This is a genomic window from Pseudomonas marincola, from assembly GCF_900682675.2.
GTDB lineage: Bacteria > Pseudomonadota > Gammaproteobacteria > Pseudomonadales > Pseudomonadaceae > Aquipseudomonas > Aquipseudomonas marincola.
The window spans coordinates 4353544-4371980 of record NZ_LR215729.2 but is presented as its reverse complement, the minus strand read 5'-3'; the positions used below and the strand labels follow the sequence as shown (position 1 = coordinate 4371980).

General features: G+C 58.5%; 13 protein-coding genes. 7 read left to right on the top strand and 6 right to left on the bottom strand.

The window, feature by feature from the left end; all coding sequences use genetic code 11:
- Positions 1–22 precede the first annotated feature (22 nt).
- The 7 genes from PMYSY11_RS19965 (at position 23) to hemE (ending at position 12936) form a co-directional block, all read left to right on the top strand.
- A complete protein-coding gene (locus tag PMYSY11_RS19965; protein WP_069898568.1) occupies positions 23–2125 on the top strand; it encodes a type IV pilus secretin PilQ in 2103 nt (700 codons plus the stop codon).
- A gap of 4 nt (positions 2126–2129) precedes the next feature.
- Entirely contained in the window at positions 2130–2648 is a 519-nt protein-coding gene (gene aroK, locus PMYSY11_RS19960; RefSeq protein ID WP_150547832.1) for a shikimate kinase AroK, read from the top strand.
- A 151-nt stretch (positions 2649–2799) separates the two neighbouring features.
- The gene (gene aroB, locus PMYSY11_RS19955; RefSeq protein ID WP_069898368.1) at positions 2800–3903 is read left to right on the top strand and encodes a 3-dehydroquinate synthase; all 1104 of its coding nucleotides are present in this window, start codon (positions 2800–2802) and stop codon (positions 3901–3903) included.
- A gap of 10 nt (positions 3904–3913) precedes the next feature.
- The gene (locus PMYSY11_RS19950; RefSeq protein ID WP_150547831.1) at positions 3914–5461 is read left to right on the top strand and encodes an SPOR domain-containing protein; all 1548 of its coding nucleotides are present in this window, start codon (positions 3914–3916) and stop codon (positions 5459–5461) included.
- A gap of 245 nt (positions 5462–5706) precedes the next feature.
- Positions 5707–10155: a glutamate synthase large subunit gene (gltB, locus tag PMYSY11_RS19945; protein WP_090510182.1), complete on the top strand. Its 4449-nt coding sequence runs from the start codon at positions 5707–5709 to the stop codon at positions 10153–10155.
- A 103-nt stretch (positions 10156–10258) separates the two neighbouring features.
- Positions 10259–11677 (top strand): FAD-dependent oxidoreductase, encoded by a 1419-nt coding sequence (locus tag PMYSY11_RS19940; protein WP_069898365.1) that lies wholly within the window; start codon positions 10259–10261, stop codon positions 11675–11677.
- A gap of 191 nt (positions 11678–11868) precedes the next feature.
- Complete coding sequence (gene hemE, locus PMYSY11_RS19935) at positions 11869–12936, top strand: uroporphyrinogen decarboxylase (RefSeq protein WP_069898364.1); 1068 nt, start codon at positions 11869–11871, stop codon at positions 12934–12936.
- 63 nt (positions 12937–12999) lie between these two features.
- Here hemE and PMYSY11_RS19930 read toward each other — a convergent pair whose 3' ends face one another.
- The 6 genes from PMYSY11_RS19930 to PMYSY11_RS19905 form a co-directional block, all read right to left on the bottom strand.
- The gene (locus tag PMYSY11_RS19930) at positions 13000–14235 is read right to left on the bottom strand and encodes a dienelactone hydrolase family protein (protein ID WP_150547830.1); all 1236 of its coding nucleotides are present in this window, start codon (positions 14233–14235) and stop codon (positions 13000–13002) included.
- Between the two features lie 79 nt (positions 14236–14314).
- Positions 14315–15550: a beta-ketoacyl-ACP synthase gene (locus PMYSY11_RS19925; RefSeq protein WP_150547829.1), complete on the bottom strand. Its 1236-nt coding sequence runs from the start codon at positions 15548–15550 to the stop codon at positions 14315–14317.
- Positions 15550–16278: a 3-oxoacyl-ACP reductase FabG gene (fabG, locus tag PMYSY11_RS19920; RefSeq protein WP_150547828.1), complete on the bottom strand. Its 729-nt coding sequence runs from the start codon at positions 16276–16278 to the stop codon at positions 15550–15552. Before fabG ends, PMYSY11_RS19925 begins: the two co-directional genes overlap by 1 nt.
- Positions 16271–16738, bottom strand: a complete 468-nt coding sequence (locus PMYSY11_RS19915) for a hotdog family protein (protein WP_150547827.1) — start codon at positions 16736–16738, stop codon at positions 16271–16273. Before PMYSY11_RS19915 ends, fabG begins: the two co-directional genes overlap by 8 nt.
- Complete coding sequence (locus PMYSY11_RS19910; protein WP_150547826.1) at positions 16738–17934, bottom strand: beta-ketoacyl-[acyl-carrier-protein] synthase family protein; 1197 nt, start codon at positions 17932–17934, stop codon at positions 16738–16740. Before PMYSY11_RS19910 ends, PMYSY11_RS19915 begins: the two co-directional genes overlap by 1 nt.
- Positions 17934–18434, bottom strand: a complete 501-nt coding sequence (locus PMYSY11_RS19905; protein ID WP_239655508.1) for a hypothetical protein — start codon at positions 18432–18434, stop codon at positions 17934–17936. Before PMYSY11_RS19905 ends, PMYSY11_RS19910 begins: the two co-directional genes overlap by 1 nt.
- Positions 18435–18437 lie beyond the last annotated feature (3 nt).

Here is an 18437-nt window from a genome sequence, read left to right as displayed (position 1 = left end):
GTCTGCCAAACGGAATCTGCGAATGAATAAGCCACTAACCCGTCTAGGCGTGTCTCTGCTCGCCGCACTGGTATCGCCAGTGCTGCTCGCAGCAGACCTCCAGAATCTCGATGTTGCATCGCTTCCGGGCGGTCGTGTTGAACTCAAGCTGCAGTTTGACGAACCTGTTGCCGCTCCGCGTGGCTACACCATCGAACAGCCTGCGCGTATCGCGCTCGACTTGCCGGGTGTTTCCAACAAGCTCGGCAGCAAGAATCGTGAGCTGGGTGTGGGTAATGCGCGCAGCGTGACCGTGGTTGAGGCCAATGACCGCACGCGCATGATCATCAACCTGACCAACTTGGCGCCTTACAGCACCCGTGTTGAAGGCAACAACATGTATGTGTTGATTGGTGAGGGTGCCGGCACTGCGGCAGCGCCAGTTGCCCGCGCGGCTGCAACCCCTGCTGCGCCGGTTGTGACCTCGCAGCCGCGGGTCTCGGCTCCGAAGGTGTACGGTGCGGCGACTCGCTCGATCCGCAATATCGATTTCCAGCGTGGCGATCAGGGTGAAGGCAACGTAGTCATCACCTTGTCCGACCCGTCTGTGAGCCCGGATATTCAGGAGCAGGGCGGCAAGATTCGCCTGAACTTCGCCAAGACTCAGTTGGCTGAATCCTTGCGCGTGCGTCTCGACGTTAAAGACTTCGCCACCCCGGTGCAGTTCGTTAACTCGAGCGGCAGCGGTGATTCCACGACCGTGGTCATTGAGCCGACCGGTTTTTACGATTACCTCGCCTACCAGACGGATAATAAGCTGACCATCAGCGTTAAGCCGTTGACTCAGGCTGATCAGGAAAAGCGCAAAGAAGATCGTTTCGCTTACAGCGGCGAGAAGCTTTCGCTTAACTTCCAGGATATCGACGTGCGTTCGGTGCTGCAGCTGATTGCGGACTTCACCGACCTCAACTTGGTTGCCAGCGACACGGTTGCCGGCAACATCACCCTGCGCTTGCAGAATGTGCCCTGGGATCAGGCGCTGGATCTGGTGCTGAAAACCAAAGGTCTGGACAAGCGTAAAGTCGGTAACGTACTGCTGGTTGCGCCAGCCGATGAAATTGCGGCGCGCGAGCGTCAGGAATTGGAGTCGCAGAAGCAAATCGCCGAACTGGCGCCGCTGCGTCGCGAGCTGATTCAGGTCAACTACGCCAAAGCTTCAGACATGGCCAAGCTGTTCCAGTCGGTCACCAGCGCCGATGGCTCTGTTGATGAGCGTGGCTCGATCACTGTCGATGACCGTACCAACAGCATCATCGCTTACCAGACTCAAACGCGTCTGGACGAACTGCGCCGTATCGTGACTCAGCTCGACGTGGCCGTGCGTCAGGTAATGATCGAGGCGCGGATCGTAGAGGCGAGCGTCGATTACGACAAGTCGCTGGGCGTACGTTGGGGCGGTGCCAAGGTTATTGGCGGCGGTAAATGGAACATTTACGGTAACGACGACCAAGGCGATGAGGCGGGTAATACCGGTGATGACGTGGGTCTGAACGTACCGTTCGTGGATCTGGGCGTTGCCAACCGTACAGCGGGTCTGGGTATCGGCTTCATCACTGACAACACCATTCTGGACCTTGAGCTGACCGCCATGGAGAAGACCGGTAACGGTGAAGTGGTTTCTCAGCCCAAGGTTGTGACCTCGGATAAAGAAACGGCGCGCATCCTCAAGGGTTCGGAGATTCCGTATCAGGAAGCCAGCTCCAGCGGTGCAACCACTACTCAGTTCGTGGAAGCTGCTCTGTCGCTTGAAGTGACGCCGCAAATCACCCCGGACAACCGCATCATCATGGAAGTTAAAGTGAACAAGGACGAGGCCGACTTTGCCAACCAGGTAAACGGCACGCCGACGATTCGCAAGAACGAAGTGGTTGCCAAGGTACTGGTGTCGGATGGCGAAACCATCGTGATCGGTGGTGTGTTCTCCAACACTCAACGTAAGGCTGTCGAGAAAGTGCCATTTCTCGGTGATGTGCCTTATGTCGGCCGTTTGTTCCGTCGGGATATCGTGCAGGACTCGAAGTCTGAGTTGCTGATTTTCCTGACCCCACGCATCATGAACACTCAAGCAGTTGCGGTGGGCCGTTGAGTAAGTGCGAAATCTGATACTTGTTGGCCCGATGGGAGCTGGTAAAAGCACCATCGGGCGTTTGCTGGCTAAAGAGTTACGACTGCCCTTTAAAGACTCCGACAAGGAGATCGAGCAACGTACCGGTGCCAATATTCCCTGGATCTTTGATGTTGAAGGTGAGCAGGGTTTCCGCGAGCGCGAATCGGCAGTCATTGCCGATTTGTGCGTTGAGGATGGCTTGGTGCTTGCCACCGGGGGCGGGGCGGTGATGCGTGATGAGAACCGCAAGGCGCTCTATAACGGCGGCCGTGTGGTTTATCTGCATGCCTCGGTTGAGCAGCAAATTGCGCGAACTGCGCGTGATCGTAACCGTCCGCTGTTGCGTACGCCGGATCCTGGCAAAGTATTGCGCGATTTACTCGCCCTGCGCGACCCGCTGTACCGTGAAATTGCCGATGTGATCATCGAAACTGACGAACGTCCGCCGCGCCTGGTGGTGCAGGAGATTCTTGAGCGCCTCGAGGCTTTATCGCCGCGTTAAGCGCCAGTCAGTTGATCGCAGCACCCCGAACTGCTGTTTTTAGCAAAAAAGCCCTGCTCAATTCGCCTGCATCGTGAGAAAACATGCGCGCTAAATTGAACAGGGCATTTTTGTGGCAGTACACTAGGGGCCTTTTCCATCCGGGGGCTTTATGCAAACACTTCAGGTCGATCTCGGTGAGCGTACTTATCCGATTTATATAGGTTCAGGCCTGATGGCGCGGGCAGATTTGCTCGCAGCGCATATTGTCGGACGGCAAGTCGCCATCGTTACCAACGAGACAGTCGCGCCGCTTTATCTGCAGGCGCTCAAGCAGTCTCTGGCCGGCTACTCGGTCACCGAAGTAATCCTGCCGGACGGCGAAGCTTTTAAAAACTGGGAAACCCTGCAGCTAATCTTTGATGGCCTGCTCGGTGCCCGACATGACCGCCGCACCACCGTCATTGCCTTGGGCGGCGGTGTTATTGGCGACATGGCGGGCTTTGCGGCTGCCTGTTACCAGCGCGGGGTCAATTTCATTCAGGTGCCAACCACCTTGCTGTCGCAGGTTGATTCGTCGGTTGGTGGCAAGACCGGCATCAATCATCCGCTGGGCAAGAACATGGTTGGGGCCTTTTATCAGCCTCAGGCCGTTCTGATCGATACCCAGAGCCTGACAACGCTACCCGCGCGTGAACTGTCCGCCGGTCTGGCTGAAGTCATCAAGTATGGCCTGATCTGCGATGAGCCATTTTTGACCTGGCTCGAAGAAAACATGCAGGCCTTGTTAAGCCTTGATCAGCAGGCGCTGACCACTGCAATTGAGCGCTCTTGCGCGGCCAAGGCGCGTATAGTGGCGGCTGATGAACGTGAGAACGGCGTGCGTGCAACGCTTAACCTCGGCCACACATTTGGCCATGCCATCGAGACCGAGCAGGGCTATGGCGTTTGGCTGCATGGTGAGGCGGTTGCTGCCGGTACGGCGATGGCGTTGGAAATGTCCCATCGCCTCGGTTGGATTACAGAAGCTGAGCGAAATCGTGGGATTCGTCTGCTTATCGCTGCGAATTTGCCAGTTGTTCCACCAAAAGACATGACGCCCGAGCACTTTTTGCAGCATATGGCTGTCGATAAGAAGGTGCTCGATGGCCAGTTACGTTTGGTTTTATTGCGTGATCTTGGGGATGCGCTGGTCACGAGTGAATTTGCGCATGAAATTTTGCATGCCACGCTTGGCGCGGACTACGTTGCGCTAGTCAATCAGCTTGAGAATTAATGAGAACACCATGACCAGTCTGCATGCCGACGAGGGCTTCCTCGATCACTACCATTTCAGTCACGACCCGTTTGCGGCTCGCGTACCGGGTTTCAAATTTTTCCCGGCGCAGCGCAAGCCTGTCTTGGGCCAACTGCACCATCTCGCGCGCTACAGCCAGCTGTTATTGGTTGTAAGCGGGCCGGAAGGCAGCGGCAAAACCCTGCTGCGTCAGGCACTCGTTGCCAGCACCAACAAGCAGTCGGTGCTCAGCGTTGTGGTGAGCGCGCAAGACAAGGCTGAAAAAGCCAGCGTCATGCAGCAGGTTGCTCAGGGGCTGCAAATCCAGCAAAGCGATCTTGACGGCATTCTCGCGCAAGTCGGCCAACTGGGTGTCGCTGGTCAGGAAGTCTATATTCTGGTCGATGATGCGCAGCGCCTCGGTGAAGCCGATCTCGCCAGCTTGTTGACGATGGCGGCGGGCAACAGTGACGGCCGTCCGCACGTGTTCCTGTTTGCTGAAGCGGATGTCATGCCGCGTCTGGAGCGTCTCGCCGATGGTGAGGAGTGCTACCACGTTATCGAGTTGCAGCCGTACGAAGAAGAAGAGGTGCATGAGTACCTGACTCAGCGGGTTGAAGGCGCCGGGCGTGATCTCGACGTGTTCACCGAAGCGCAGCTGGCCACTATCTACGAGCAGTCTCAAGGCTGGCCGGGGTTGGTCAATCAGGTCGCCAAGGATGTGCTGATCGAAGCACAGTTGGCGCACAAAAAAGCAGCCAAAGTCTCTTCAGCAGGTTTCAAATTGCCTAAAAAACATATGTTGGCCCTCGGCGTCGTCGCAGTAGGTGTACTTGCTGCCTGGATGTTGCAGGATCGTTCTCCGGCTGAAGCGCCAGTAGCCACTGAGGTCGAAATTCCTTTGGGGCAGGCCGCCAAGCCTGAGGTTGCGCAAGGCGATGCCGCTGGCGGTGCACCGGCGATCGAATTCGCAGGCTCCGGTCAGGCCATGCCTTCGCCATTGGCAGGTGATGCGCAGCCGGTCATTCGTGAGCCGCTGGCTTCTGCCGCGGGCAGCAGCGATGCCGAAGACGGTGATATGGCCAAAGAGGAGCCACAAGGCAACCTGCTGGTCGATACCCGTGTGCCGACTCCGGTTGAAGCGCCGGCCCCTGCGCCAACTCCGACTCCGGCACCTGCTCCGGCTCCGGCAAAACCAGCGGCCCCGGCGCCTGCACCAGTCGCCAAAACCCCGGCAGCGCCAGCCGCCGCTCCGGCAGCAGCCCCGGCAGCCAGCGGTTGGTATGCGGCGCAGTCCGGTGCGCGCTATACCTTGCAAGTGCTGGGCACCAGTGTTGAAAGTAATGCTCAGGCCATGGTTAATCAGTACGGCTCCGAGTATCACTACTTCAAGAAGCTGCACGATGGTAAGCCGCTGTATGTGGTGACTTATGGCAGCTTTGCGACACACGAAGCGGCCAAGGCGGCGTTGAGTGGCCTGCCAGCCAAGATCCAGGCAGGAAAGCCGTGGCCGCGGACGATGGCGAGCATCAAGTTCGAGATCTCCAAGGCACGCTAATCGCCGGGCGTGAGTCGCGCGAACAAAAGTGACTGGCGGGTCTTTAACACGGCCCGCTAGTCTAATCGTTCGTTTTCGCGACATAAATTTGCATGCCCTCGTCACTAAAATTTGTGACGACCTAGGTGGATATGTACAATAACCTCCCTTTTGCCTGCCCATAGCAGGGGTTTGACCCTGTGTGTATGGTAAGTTATTGAATTAAAAGAAATTGCCTTGAGATAGGCAGCCTGGTGAGAGTCCCTATGAAAGCAGGTTTGTACCGTCCTGATGAGTTCAAGGATAACTGCGGCTTCGGCCTGATCGCCCATATGGAAGGCGAGGCTAGCCATCACCTGTTGCAGACAGCCATTGAAGCGCTTACCTGCATGACCCACCGCGGTGGGATCAATGCCGACGGTAAGACCGGTGACGGTTGCGGCCTGTTGATGCAGAAGCCTGATACCTTCTTGCGCGCTATCGCCCAAGAGCAATTCGCTGTCGAGCTGCCCAAGCAATATGCTGTCGGCATGGTGTTCCTCAACCAGGATCCCGTGAAGGCACAGGCTGCTCGCGACAACATGAATCACGAGATCGAAGCAGCTGGCCTGCAGGTGATCGGCTGGCGCGTTGTGCCAATCGATACCAGCGTATTGGGCAAGCTGGCGCTTGAACGTTTGCCGCAGATTGAGCAGGTGTTCATCGGCGGTGGCGAACTCAGCGATCAGGATTTCGCCATCAAGCTGTTTTGCGCCCGCCGCCGTTCCTCGGTGAGCAACGCCGCAGACACCGAACACTACATTTGCAGCTTCTCGCACAAGACCATTATTTATAAAGGTCTGATGATGCCGGCTGACTTGCAGCAGTTTTATCCGGACCTCGGCGACGAGCGTCTGCAGACTGCTATCTGTGTGTTCCACCAGCGCTTCTCGACCAACACCCTGCCGAAGTGGCCGCTGGCTCAGCCATTCCGCTTCCTCGCGCACAACGGTGAAATCAACACCATCACCGGTAACCGTAACTGGGCGCAGGCGCGTCGCACCAAGTTTGCCAACGGCCTGATTCCTAATCTGGACGAGCTAGGCCCGCTGGTTAACCGCGTGGGTTCCGACTCTTCCAGCATGGACAACATGCTCGAGCTGATGGTCACCGGTGGTATCGACCTGTTCCGTGGTGTGCGGATGATCATTCCGCCAGCGTGGCAGAACGTCGAAACCATGGATGCCGATCTACGCGCATTCTACGAATACAACTCCATGCACATGGAGCCTTGGGATGGTCCGGCCGGTGTGGTTCTCACCGATGGCCGTTACGCGGTGTGCCTGCTCGACCGTAATGGTCTGCGCCCGGCGCGTTGGGTCACCACCAAGAATGGTTACATCACCCTGGCGTCGGAAATCGGCGTTTGGGACTACCAGCCAGAAGACGTTGTTGCCAAAGGCCGCGTTGGGCCAGGTCAGGTTCTGGCAGTCGATACCGAAACCGGTCAGGTGCTCAACGCCGAAGACATCGACAACCGTCTGAAGTCGCGTCACCCCTATAAGCAGTGGCTGCGCAAGAGCGGCAAGCGCATCCGTGCCACCATGGATGACCACGATCACGGTTCTGACTTCTATGACGCTGCGCGTCTGAAGCAGTTCATGAAGATGTATCAGGTCACCTTTGAAGAGCGCGATCAGGTTCTGCGTCCGCTCGGCGAGCAGGGTCAGGAAGCGGTCGGCTCGATGGGCGACGACACGCCGATGGCCGTGCTATCGCAGCGCGTGCGTTCGCCGTATGACTACTTCCGTCAGCAGTTCGCGCAGGTGACCAACCCGCCGATCGACCCGCTGCGCGAAGCGATCGTCATGTCGCTGGAAATCTGCCTGGGCGCTGAGCGTAATATTTTCGAAGAGTCGCCGGAGCACGCCACTCGCGTAATCCTCAGCTCGCCGGTGATCTCGCCGGCCAAGTGGCGCGCCCTGATGAACCTGGACACCCCCGGGTTCGAGCGCTTCCACATCGATATGAACTACGACGAAAGCGTCGGCCTCGAAGCTGCTGTGCGCAACATGGCCGATCAGGCTGAAGAAGCTGTGCGCGGCGGCAAAGTATTGTTGGTGCTGAGCGACCGTAATATCGAGCCGGGCAAATTGCCGGCGCACGCCTCGCTAGTTGTGGGCGCCGTGCACCACCGCCTGACCGAGAAAGGCCTGCGTTGCGACTGCAACATTCTGGTCGAAACCGCCACCGCGCGTGACCCGCATCACTACGCTGTGTTGCTGGGCTTCGGCGCCTCTGCGGTTTATCCGTTCTTGGCCTACGAAGTGCTGGGCGACCTGATTCGCACCGGCGAGGTTCTGGGCGATCTTTATGAGGTGTTCAAACACTACCGTAAAGGCATCTCCAAAGGCCTGTTGAAGATCCTTTCGAAGATGGGTATTTCGACCGTTGCCTCGTACCGCGGTGCGCAGTTGTTTGAAGCTGTCGGCCTGTCTGACGAAGTGGTCGATGTCAGCTTCCGTGGCGTTGCCAGCCGGATTCAGGGCGCGCGTTTCGTCGATATCGAAGCCGAGCAGAAGTTGCTGGCTGCCGAGGCCTGGAACAACCGCAAGCCGATCCAGCAGGGCGGTTTGCTGAAGTTTGTTTACGGCGGCGAATACCACGCCTACAACCCGGACGTGGTCAACACGTTGCAGGTTGCCGTGCAGCAAGGCAGCTACGAGAAGTACAAGGAATACAGCGCACTGGTCGACACGCGTCCAGTGGCGATGATCCGCGATCTGCTCAAGCTCAAGCTGGCCGACAAGCCGCTGAGCATGGATCAGATTGAACCGCTGGAATCGATCTTCAAGCGCTTCGACTCGGCGGGTATCTCGCTGGGTGCCTTGTCGCCAGAAGCTCACGAAGCCATTGCCGAAGCGATGAACCGTTTGGGTTCGCGCTCCAACTCCGGTGAAGGTGGTGAAGATCCGGCGCGTTACGGCACCATCCGCAGCTCGAAAATCAAGCAGGTTGCGACGGGTCGTTTCGGTGTTACGCCGGAGTATCTGGTCAACGCCGAAGTGCTGCAGATCAAGGTTGCCCAAGGCGCCAAGCCGGGTGAAGGCGGCCAGTTGCCGGGCGGTAAGGTCAACGGCCTGATCGCGCGTCTGCGTTACGCCGTGCCTGGCGTTACCTTGATTTCGCCGCCGCCGCACCATGACATCTACTCGATTGAAGACCTGGCGCAGCTGATTTATGACCTCAAGCAGGTCAACCCGACTGCACTGGTTTCGGTGAAGCTGGTTGCCGAGGCAGGCGTGGGTACGATCGCCGCCGGTGTGGCCAAGGCCTACGCCGACCTGATCACCATCTCCGGCTACGATGGCGGCACCGGTGCATCACCGCTGACCTCGATCAAGTACGCGGGCGCTCCGTGGGAACTGGGCCTGGCGGAAACCCACCAGACCCTGCGCGGCAACGACCTGCGCGGCAAGGTCCGGGTGCAGACCGATGGTGGCCTGAAAACCGGTCTTGATGTGGTCAAGGCAGCAATCCTCGGTGCTGAAAGCTTCGGCTTCGGTACGGCGCCAATGATCGCGCTGGGCTGTAAGTACCTGCGTATTTGCCACCTGAACAACTGCGCGACCGGTGTTGCCACCCAGAACGACAAGCTGCGCAAGGATCACTTCATCGGCACCGTTGAAATGGTCATGAACTTCTTCACCTACGTGGCAGAAGAGACGCGCGAGTGGCTGGCCAAGCTGGGCGTACCAAGCCTTGAAGCACTGATCGGGCGTACTGACTTGCTCGAAATGCTGCCGGGCGAGACCGCCAAGCAAGGCAACCTCGATCTGGCTCCGCTGCTTGGCAGTGACCACATTCCGGCCGACAAGCCGCAGTTCTGTCTGGTTGATCGCAACCCGCCATTCGACGAAGGCCTGTTGGCCGAGAAGATGGTCGAGATGGCCAAGCCAGCGATTGCTGGTGCAACGGGTGCAGAGTTCGACATGGACATCTGCAACTGCGACCGTTCGATTGGTGCGCGTGTCTCCGGCGAAATCGCCCGCACGCATGGCAATCAGGGCATGGCCAAGGCGCCGATCACGTTCCGCTTCAAAGGCACTGCCGGTCAGAGCTTTGGTGTGTGGAACGCCGGTGGCCTGAACCTGTATCTGCAAGGTGATGCCAACGACTACGTCGGCAAAGGCATGACCGGTGGCAAGCTGGTCATCACGCCGCCAGAAGGCAGCCCGTTCGCCACCCAAGACAGCGCCATCATCGGCAACACCTGTCTGTACGGTGCAACCGGCGGTAAGTTGTTTGCAGCAGGTACCGCCGGCGAGCGTTTTGCCGTGCGTAACTCTGGCGCGCACACCGTTGTTGAAGGCACGGGCGACCATTGCTGTGAATACATGACAGGCGGCTTTGTCTGCGTACTGGGTAAAACCGGCTACAACTTCGGTTCGGGCATGACCGGCGGTTTCGCCTACGTGCTGGACCTGGACAACAGCTTCTATGACCGGGTTAACCACGAACTGGTAGAAATCCAGCGCATCAACAGTGAAGCGATGGAAGCCTACCGCAGCCACCTGCAAGGTGTGCTGAGCGAGTACGTCAAAGAGACTTCCAGCGCCTGGGGTAACAACCTGCTGGAAAACCTGGATGACTACGTGCGCAAGTTCTGGCTGGTCAAGCCTAAGGCGGCAAGCCTCAAGTCGTTGCTCACCAGCACGCTGGCCAACCCGCAATAAAACAGCTTCAGGCGACAATCCCCGTGCGCGGGGATTGCACGCTACCCGTGATTGTCTTGCTGCGTGATGCCCTGAGTGCGCGTAGCTGTTGAGAGGTTTTGAAATGACTGAACGTCTGAATAACGACTTCCAGTTCATCGAAGTCGGGCGTAAAGACCCGAAGAAGAAGCTGTTGCGTCAACGTAAAAAAGAGTTCGTCGAAATCTACGACAACTTCAAGCCTGCGGTCGCGGCCGATCAGGCGCACCGTTGCCTGGGTTGCGGTAACCCGTATTGCGAATGGAAATGCCCGGTCCATAACTTCATCCCAAACTGGTTGAAGCTGGTCTCCGAAGGCAACATTCTGGCGGCTGCCGAACTGTCGCACCAAACCAACACGCTGCCGGAAGTGTGCGGCCGCGTTTGCCCGCAAGACCGTCTGTGTGAAGGGGCCTGTACCCTTAACGATGGCTTCGGCGCGGTAACCATCGGTTCGGTCGAGAAGTACATCACCGACACCGCCTTCGCCATGGGCTGGCGTCCGGACATGTCCAACGTCGTGCCGACCGGCAAGCGTGTTGCCGTTATCGGTGCAGGCCCGGCGGGTCTGGGTTGTGCCGACGTACTGGTGCGCAATGGCGTGACCCCGGTGGTGTTCGACAAGAACCCGGAAATCGGCGGTCTGCTGACCTTCGGTATCCCCGAGTTCAAGCTGGAAAAGACCGTGCTGAGCAATCGCCGCGAAGTCTTCACCGGCATGGGTATCGAGTTCCGTCTGAATACCGAAATCGGTAAAGACATCAGCATGGAGCAGCTGCTCGCCGAATACGACGCCGTGTTCATGGGCATGGGCACCTACACCTACATGAAGGGCGGTTTCCCCGGCGAAGACTTGCCTGGCGTGTATGACGCGCTGGATTTCCTCATCGCCAACGTCAATCGCAACCTGGGTTTCGAGAAGGCGCCAGAAGACTTCATCGACATGAAGGGCAAGCGCGTTGTTGTGCTCGGTGGTGGTGACACCGCCATGGACTGTAACCGTACCTCGATTCGTCAGGGCGCCAAGTCGGTGACCTGTGCGTATCGCCGCGACGAGGCCAACATGCCCGGCTCGCGTAAAGAAGTGAAGAACGCCAAGGAAGAGGGTGTGAAGTTCCTCTTCAACCGTCAGCCGATCGCAATTGTCGGCGAAGACAAGGTCGAAGGCGTCAAGGTTGTCGAGACGCGTCTCGGCGAGCCTGATGCACGCGGTCGTCGCAGCCCTGAGCCGATCCCGGGCTCCGAGGAAATCATTCCCGCAGAAGCGGTACTGATCGCCTTCGGTTTCCGTCCAAGCCCGGCGCCTTGGTTTGAACAGTTTGAAATCCAGACTGACAGCCAGGGCCGTGTGATCGCACCGGAGCAGAGCACGTTCAAACACCAGACCAGCAACCCGAAAATCTTCGCCGGTGGCGACATGGTGCGCGGTTCTGATCTGGTTGTGACGGCGATCTTCGAAGGCCGCAATGCCGCCGAAGGTATCCTCGACTACCTCGGCGTCTGAGCCCGCGCGACAATTTGTAACGCGGCAAATCGTCACGATAGACAAAAGGCACGGCACTCGCCGTGCCTTTTGTATTGGGGTCTGCGAAAATGCGCGCAGATCTTTCTCGTGCCGGCGACTGCAAGGATGCAGTGAGTGTGACGCCGCAGGATGCGAAGCCGAAACCCAATGACTGATAGAGAACTGTGCACATGACTGCCTTGAAGAATGACCGCTTCCTCCGCGCCCTGCTTAAGCAGCCTGTAGACGTGACGCCGGTATGGATGATGCGTCAGGCCGGTCGCTATTTGCCGGAGTACCGCGCGAGCCGCGCCAAGGCAGGCGACTTCATGAGCCTGATGATGAACCCGGAGTTCGCCTGCGAGGTAACCTTGCAGCCGCTGGACCGTTATCCACAGCTGGACGCGGCCATTCTGTTCTCCGACATTCTGACCATCCCGCACGCGATGGGTCAGGGCTTGTACTTTGAAACGGGCGAAGGTCCGCGCTTCAAGAAAGTCATCAGCACCACCGCCGATGTTGAAGCCCTGCAAGTGACAGATCCGGAGAAAGACCTCGGCTATGTAATGGACGCAGTGCGCACCATTCGCCGCGAGTTGAATGGCCGTGTGCCGCTGATTGGTTTCTCGGGCAGCCCCTGGACGCTGGCGACTTACATGGTTGAAGGCGGCTCATCGAAAGATTTTCGCAAGATCAAGGCGATGCTTTACGACAACCCGGAAGCCATGCACGGCCTGCTCGACAAGCTGGCGCAGTCGGTTACCGCCTACCTCAATGGGCAGATTCTGGCAGGCGCACAAGCTGTGCAGATCTTCGATACCTGGGGCGGTAACCTGTCGTCCGCGGCGTATCAGGAGTTCTCGCTGGCGTACATGCAGAAGATCGTCAACGGCCTGATCCGTGAGCATGAAGGCCGTAAGATTCCGGTGATTCTGTTCACCAAAAACGGTGGCCTGTGGCTGGAGTCGATCGCCGCAACCGGCGCTGACGCACTGGGCCTGGACTGGAGCTGCGACATTGGCGAGGCGCGCAAGCGTGTCGGCGCTCAGGTTGCACTGCAAGGCAACATGGACCCAACCGTGCTGTACGCCAAGCCAGAAGCCATTCGCAAGGAAGTTGCACGCATTCTGGCGAGCTACGGCAACGGCAGCGGCCACGTGTTCAACCTTGGCCACGGCATCACCCCGGAAGTCGATCCAGCCCACGCTGGCGCATTCCTGGAAGCCGTACACGAGTTGTCTGCGCAGTATCACCAGTAAACAAAAATGCGCGATGCGGTTCTACAACCGCATCGCGCATTAGCGTTGTACATCTTTCAGGCGTTACTTGCCTTCGCTCAGAGGCCAGTTGGCCATCAGCGTATTCGATGGCAGCTGCTCATCAAGCAACTTCTTCGCTGACGCCGCGCCAGCCACTGGCAAGCCGCTCGGATCGAGCAGACCAATCTGTACCAGTACGCTGGCCTGATCCCAGTAGATGTGCTCATGGCACAGCTTATCGCCACGGAACTTGATCACACCCAACATCGGAATCTCAACGTATTTGCCGGTCGGCGCAACGTTGGGCAGCATCCAGTCGATGGCTGTGGTGTGGGTGAAGCACATGATGAATTCATCCACAATCTGCAGCGCGCCCACGGTGCGCGAGATTGGAATCAGCTTCATGTCGGGCGGATTGCCGTGGACGAAGTGGTTCTGGTAGAAGCGGCTCAAGTCCTTCTGCCCAACACCGCCGGTCATGGTCGGGATGTGGTTTACATAGGGTTCAGCAACCATTGTCGCCATGGTCGCGGGAACGTCGCGATTGCCGAACTCATGCAGAATGTGTTCTTCCCACAGGGCGGACAGGTCGAAGTTAGGGCCGATCTCACGCTTGAGTGCGGCAATGCTGCGCTCGTGAGCCATCTGCGCCGATGGCTTGTCGTAATGCATACCACCTGCCCGGGCAAAAGCATGGTCGACGCCTGGATAAGTGTAGATTTCAACCTTGTTGTTGCTGGCCAGGCGCTCGCTGATCTGCGCGCGTGCGGCGGCGTCGCAGTAGCCGTCATTCTCGGCGAAGTGCAGCACCAGTCGGCCCTTGAGTTGGTCCGCTTCATCCAGCATGTGCTCGATGCCCATGCCGTAATAGCCAACGGCGCACGCGACAGATGTGCGCGTGGCGGTCAGCCAGGCGAGCTTGCCGCCCAAACAGAAGCCGACATAGCCCAAGCCTGAGTCCTCAACTTCAGGCATTGCCTTGAGTGCGCCGAGGCTGGCGTCGATGTCTTCGATGGCTTTATCAATATCCAGACGCTGGAACAGATCGATGGCTACTTTGAAGTCGTCTTCGCTATAGCCCAGCTCGATGTTCGGCTGCAGCCGCCAGAACAGGTCGGGCACCAAGGCCACATAGCCTTCTTCGGCGTAGAAGTCGGCGACGGCGCGCATGTTGGAATTGACCCCGAAAATTTCCTGGCCAATTACCACACCCGGTCCTTTGCCGCTGGCTGGAAGAGCCAGATAGCCGCCGAAAGTGGCGGTGCCGTCAGTGGCTTTTATCTCGATCATCTTGCCCATGTCACGTGCTCCACGTTTTTGAGTGAATATTGCTGGGTATTGTTTTAATGCTGTCTGAGTTCGTCGCGTGCCGAAACCCTCAGCACCAGCGCTTGAAAATAAGCGAGGTGTTGACGCCGCCGAAGGCAAAGTTGTTATTCATCACGTAGTCGTTGTGCATCGTCCGGAACTCATCGCGCAGATAATCAAGCGGGCCGCAGCGAGTGTCTACTTGAGCAAGGTTGAGGGTGTGCACGTATTGGTTGCTGTTGAGCATCTCGATACAGAACCATGACTCAAGCGCGCCGCAGGCACCGAGGGTGTGACCGAGAAAGCTCTTTTGCGATGAGATCGGCATGTTCTCGCCAAACAGGCTGCTGGTGGCGAGCGTCTCGGCAATGTCGCCTTGTTCGGTGGCGGTGCCGTGGCCGTTGACGTAACCGATTGCCTGCGGTTCCAGCCCGGCATCCTGCAAGGCCAATTCCATCGCCCCGCGCATGGTCGCCTGCTCGGGCTTGGTGATATGCATGCCGTCAGCATTGCTGCCAAAGCCGACGATTTCAGCATGAATTTTCGCGCCACGGGCCAGCGCATGTTCAAGCTCTTCGAGCACCAACATGCCAGCCCCTTCACCGATCACCAGCCCGTCGCGGCTATTGTCGTAAGGGCGTGGCGCGCTCTGCGGCGTATCGTTCTGCAAGCTGGTGGCGTAGAGCGCATCGAAGACCATTGCCTCGGTTGGACAGAGCTCTTCTGCGCCCCCGGCCAGCATCATTGGCAGGCGGCCAAACTTGATCGCTTCATAGGCATAGCCAATGCCCTGGCTGCCGCTGGTGCAAGCACTTGAAGTGGGAATCAGGCGACCCTTGAGGCCAAAGAAAATACTGATATTGGCCGCCGTGGTGTGCGGCATCATGCGGATGTAGGAGTTGGCGTTGAGGCCGTCCGCCACCGAATTAAGCAGCATATTGCCGAACGCCTTGATCTCATCGGTGCTGCCCGTTGAAGAGCCGCACGCCACGCCCATGCGCCCATCCTGAATGGACGGATCACCAAGTAGCTGCGCATGTTCCAGCGCCCGCTCAGCGGCGTACACCGCCAACTTGGAAACCCGGCCCATGCTGCGCAGTTGCTTGCGGGTCCAGTGTTTGGGCGTGCTGAAATTATCGATGGGGCCGCCGAGACGGGTATTCAATTCGCTGTAGCGATCCCACTCATCCATACGCCGGATGCCGCTGCGATTGGCGCGGAAGTTGGCTTCGATAGTGGCCCAGTTATCACCCAGCGAACTGACGCCAGCCATGCCGGTGACCACGACGCGTTTACACCCTGGCATCAGCACAGACCTCCATTGACTGCGAGAACTTGGCGGGTGATATAGCCCGCCTCCTCAGACATTAAAAAGTTAACGGCGCCCGCGACTTCTTCCGGGGTGCCGAGACGTTGCGCCGGGATCATTTTGAGCAGGTCATCAACCGGCACATGGTCATCGAGCATGTCGGTATCGATCAGTCCGGGGGCGACGCAATTGACTGTGATCTTGCGCTTGCCGAGTTCAATCGCCAGGGCTTTTGCCGCGCCAATTACCCCGGCTTTCGAGGCGCTGTAATTGACCTGGCCGCGATTGCCGATAAGCCCGGAAACCGAGGTGATGCAGACGATCCGCCCGGCTTTGCGGCGGCGAATCATGGGCATGGTCAGCGGGTGTAGGACGTTATAGAAACCGTCGAGATTGGTGCGCAGCACCTGATCCCAGTCGTCCTCGCTGAGCGCCGGAAAGGCGCCGTCGCGGGTCAGGCCGGCGTTGCACACAACACCGTAATAGGCGCCGTGAGTTTCGATGTCCGCCTCGAGTTGTTCGCGGCAGGCCGTGCGGTCTGCCACATCGAACTGGAGAATACGCGCGGTTTGGCCAAGCGCGACGATTTCGGCTTGCACCTGTTCGGCGTCTTCACGGCGGCTGCGGCAATGCAGCACCAGATCATGCCCGCTACGTGCCAGGCGCAACGCGATGGCGCGGCCAATTCCGCGGCTGGAGCCGGTTACCAAGATAGGGTCAGACATGTTTTTTGGCCTCGCCGGATTCTGCTAAGTATTGGCTTGCATTGGGTGGCTGAAATACGTTCAGGCGGGCGCTGGCGAGGATTTTTGGGCCGGTCATTACGCACTCGAAGACCGCCATGCCATTGTCGTCCTGCAGCGAGCGCAGCGCTTTGATGGTTAAGGCTGTGCCCGCTGCAAAAGCCTCGACATTGCAGGTGTACTTGCGTGTACCCAGCAAAAATCCCAGCGCCACCGGCTCATTTGCGGTGCGCGCATGGCAGCCGGCAAAGGCGGCGATGGTTTGCGCCATGAGTTCGACACCCACCCAGGCGGGCATGCTGCCGTCGGCCTGACTGAACAGGCCACCGGCTTTAACCAGAACACGGGTTTCGATGTCATCGACGCCAAAGCGGTTAACCTCGTCAATCAACAGCATGTCGCCCGAGTGGGGAACGAGGTCCGCCACAGAAAACAGACTCATCAAACAACTCCCAGAATCAGGCTGACGTTACTGCCGCCAAAGGCGAATGAGTTGCTCATTGCAACACGCGCGGGTGTAGTGAATGCATAACCCGGGCTGGCGAATTGCAGGCGCGGTAACTGCGGGTCGAACTGGCCATCCCAGATATGCGGCGGCACCAATTGCTGACGATTGTGTTCGCTAAGCGTCAGCCAGCAGAACGCCGCCTCCAACGCCCCGGCCGCGCCAAGCGTATGGCCGCTGAGGGGTTTGGTCGATGAGCTGCAGACTCCGTCGGGGAAAACCGCCTGTACGGCGAGGGATTCCATTGCATCGTTGTGCTGCGTCGCAGTGCCATGCAGGTTGAGGTAGTCGATATCACTCGCTGCAAGACCGGCGGCCTGCAACGCTTTGTGCATGGCCTGCTGGGCGCCCAGTCCGTTGGGTTCGGGCGCCGAAATGTGGTGCGCGTCGGAGCAGGCGCCGCCGCCGAGCAAGGCAATGGATCGCGATGATGGATCATTGGCCTGGCGCGTCATTATGAACAACGCAGCACCTTCGCCAATATTGATGCCCTGGCGATTTTTTGAAAACGGGTTGCAGCGCTCAGCGGTGACCGCTTCCAGTGCGCTGAAGCCATTCAGGGTCAGACCGCACAAGCTGTCTGCACCGCCACACAGCACGACATCGCAAACCCCCTGGCTGAGCAGACGGTGAGCGCTGAGCAACGCCCGGGCGCTCGAGGTGCACGCAGTGGAGATGCTATACACCGGGCCGCTCAAGCCCAGCCATTCACTCAGGAACGCGGCTGGCGCTGCAATTTCCTGTTGCGCGTAGTTGTAATCCGCGGGTAACGCGCCCGCTGCCTCGAAAGCCGCAATGCCTTGCGAGGCTTCATCAATTCCCGAGGTGCTGGTGCCGATGACAACGGCCACGCGGTGGCTGCCAAAGCGTTCAATTGCCAGGCGAATTTGCGGCTCGATCTGCAATGCGGCGGCCAGCAGCAATTGGTTATTGCGGCTCGCGCAGTGTTGCATGCCGGCCGGCATCGGCGGCAGCGTAGCGTCTACCGCGCCGATAGTCAGCGCTTGGCCAGTGACCCAACCACTGTGCTTGCGCATACCCGAGGTGTCGCCCTTGAACAGCGCCGCTGCAACCGTTTCGCAGCTTGTGCCGAGTGAGCAGATCACCCCCAAGGCGTTTAAGTAACTGGGCATCAAGGATTCTCGTTATCGGCTAGTGGGCTGAACTGATATCGCACGTGTTCGCCTTTCTCCAGAGTGAAATGTGATTCGTCGCTGTAACTCACCCGCCAATCAGGGCGCAGCGTGCGTTGCATGGAGCTGCTGGTCCAGCTGTCTGCGGGGTAATTATCCCTCAGGCCAGGCACTGTGCTGAGTGAAAATAACAGGGCTGAAAATAATTCACGGGTTTCATCATTGGGCGGCAACAGGCCTTCGTCGTGCCACTGGCCAGCGCTCAGTTGCTGGCGCGCCAGTGGTGTGCCGATAAGGTCGAACAGCGACCAGCGCGACCCTTGTGCTTGCGGCTGAATGACCAGTAGCCAGTCCTCAGTCGTATCGTTTGTCTGGCGTTGTATATGCATCGACACTGGCAGCGATACATGCAGCTGTGGATCGCCTTGCGGCAATGGCGTGCGGGCGGCGCAAGCGCTCAGCACAAGGCACAGGCTGATGCAGAGAATGCGCACAATCACGAT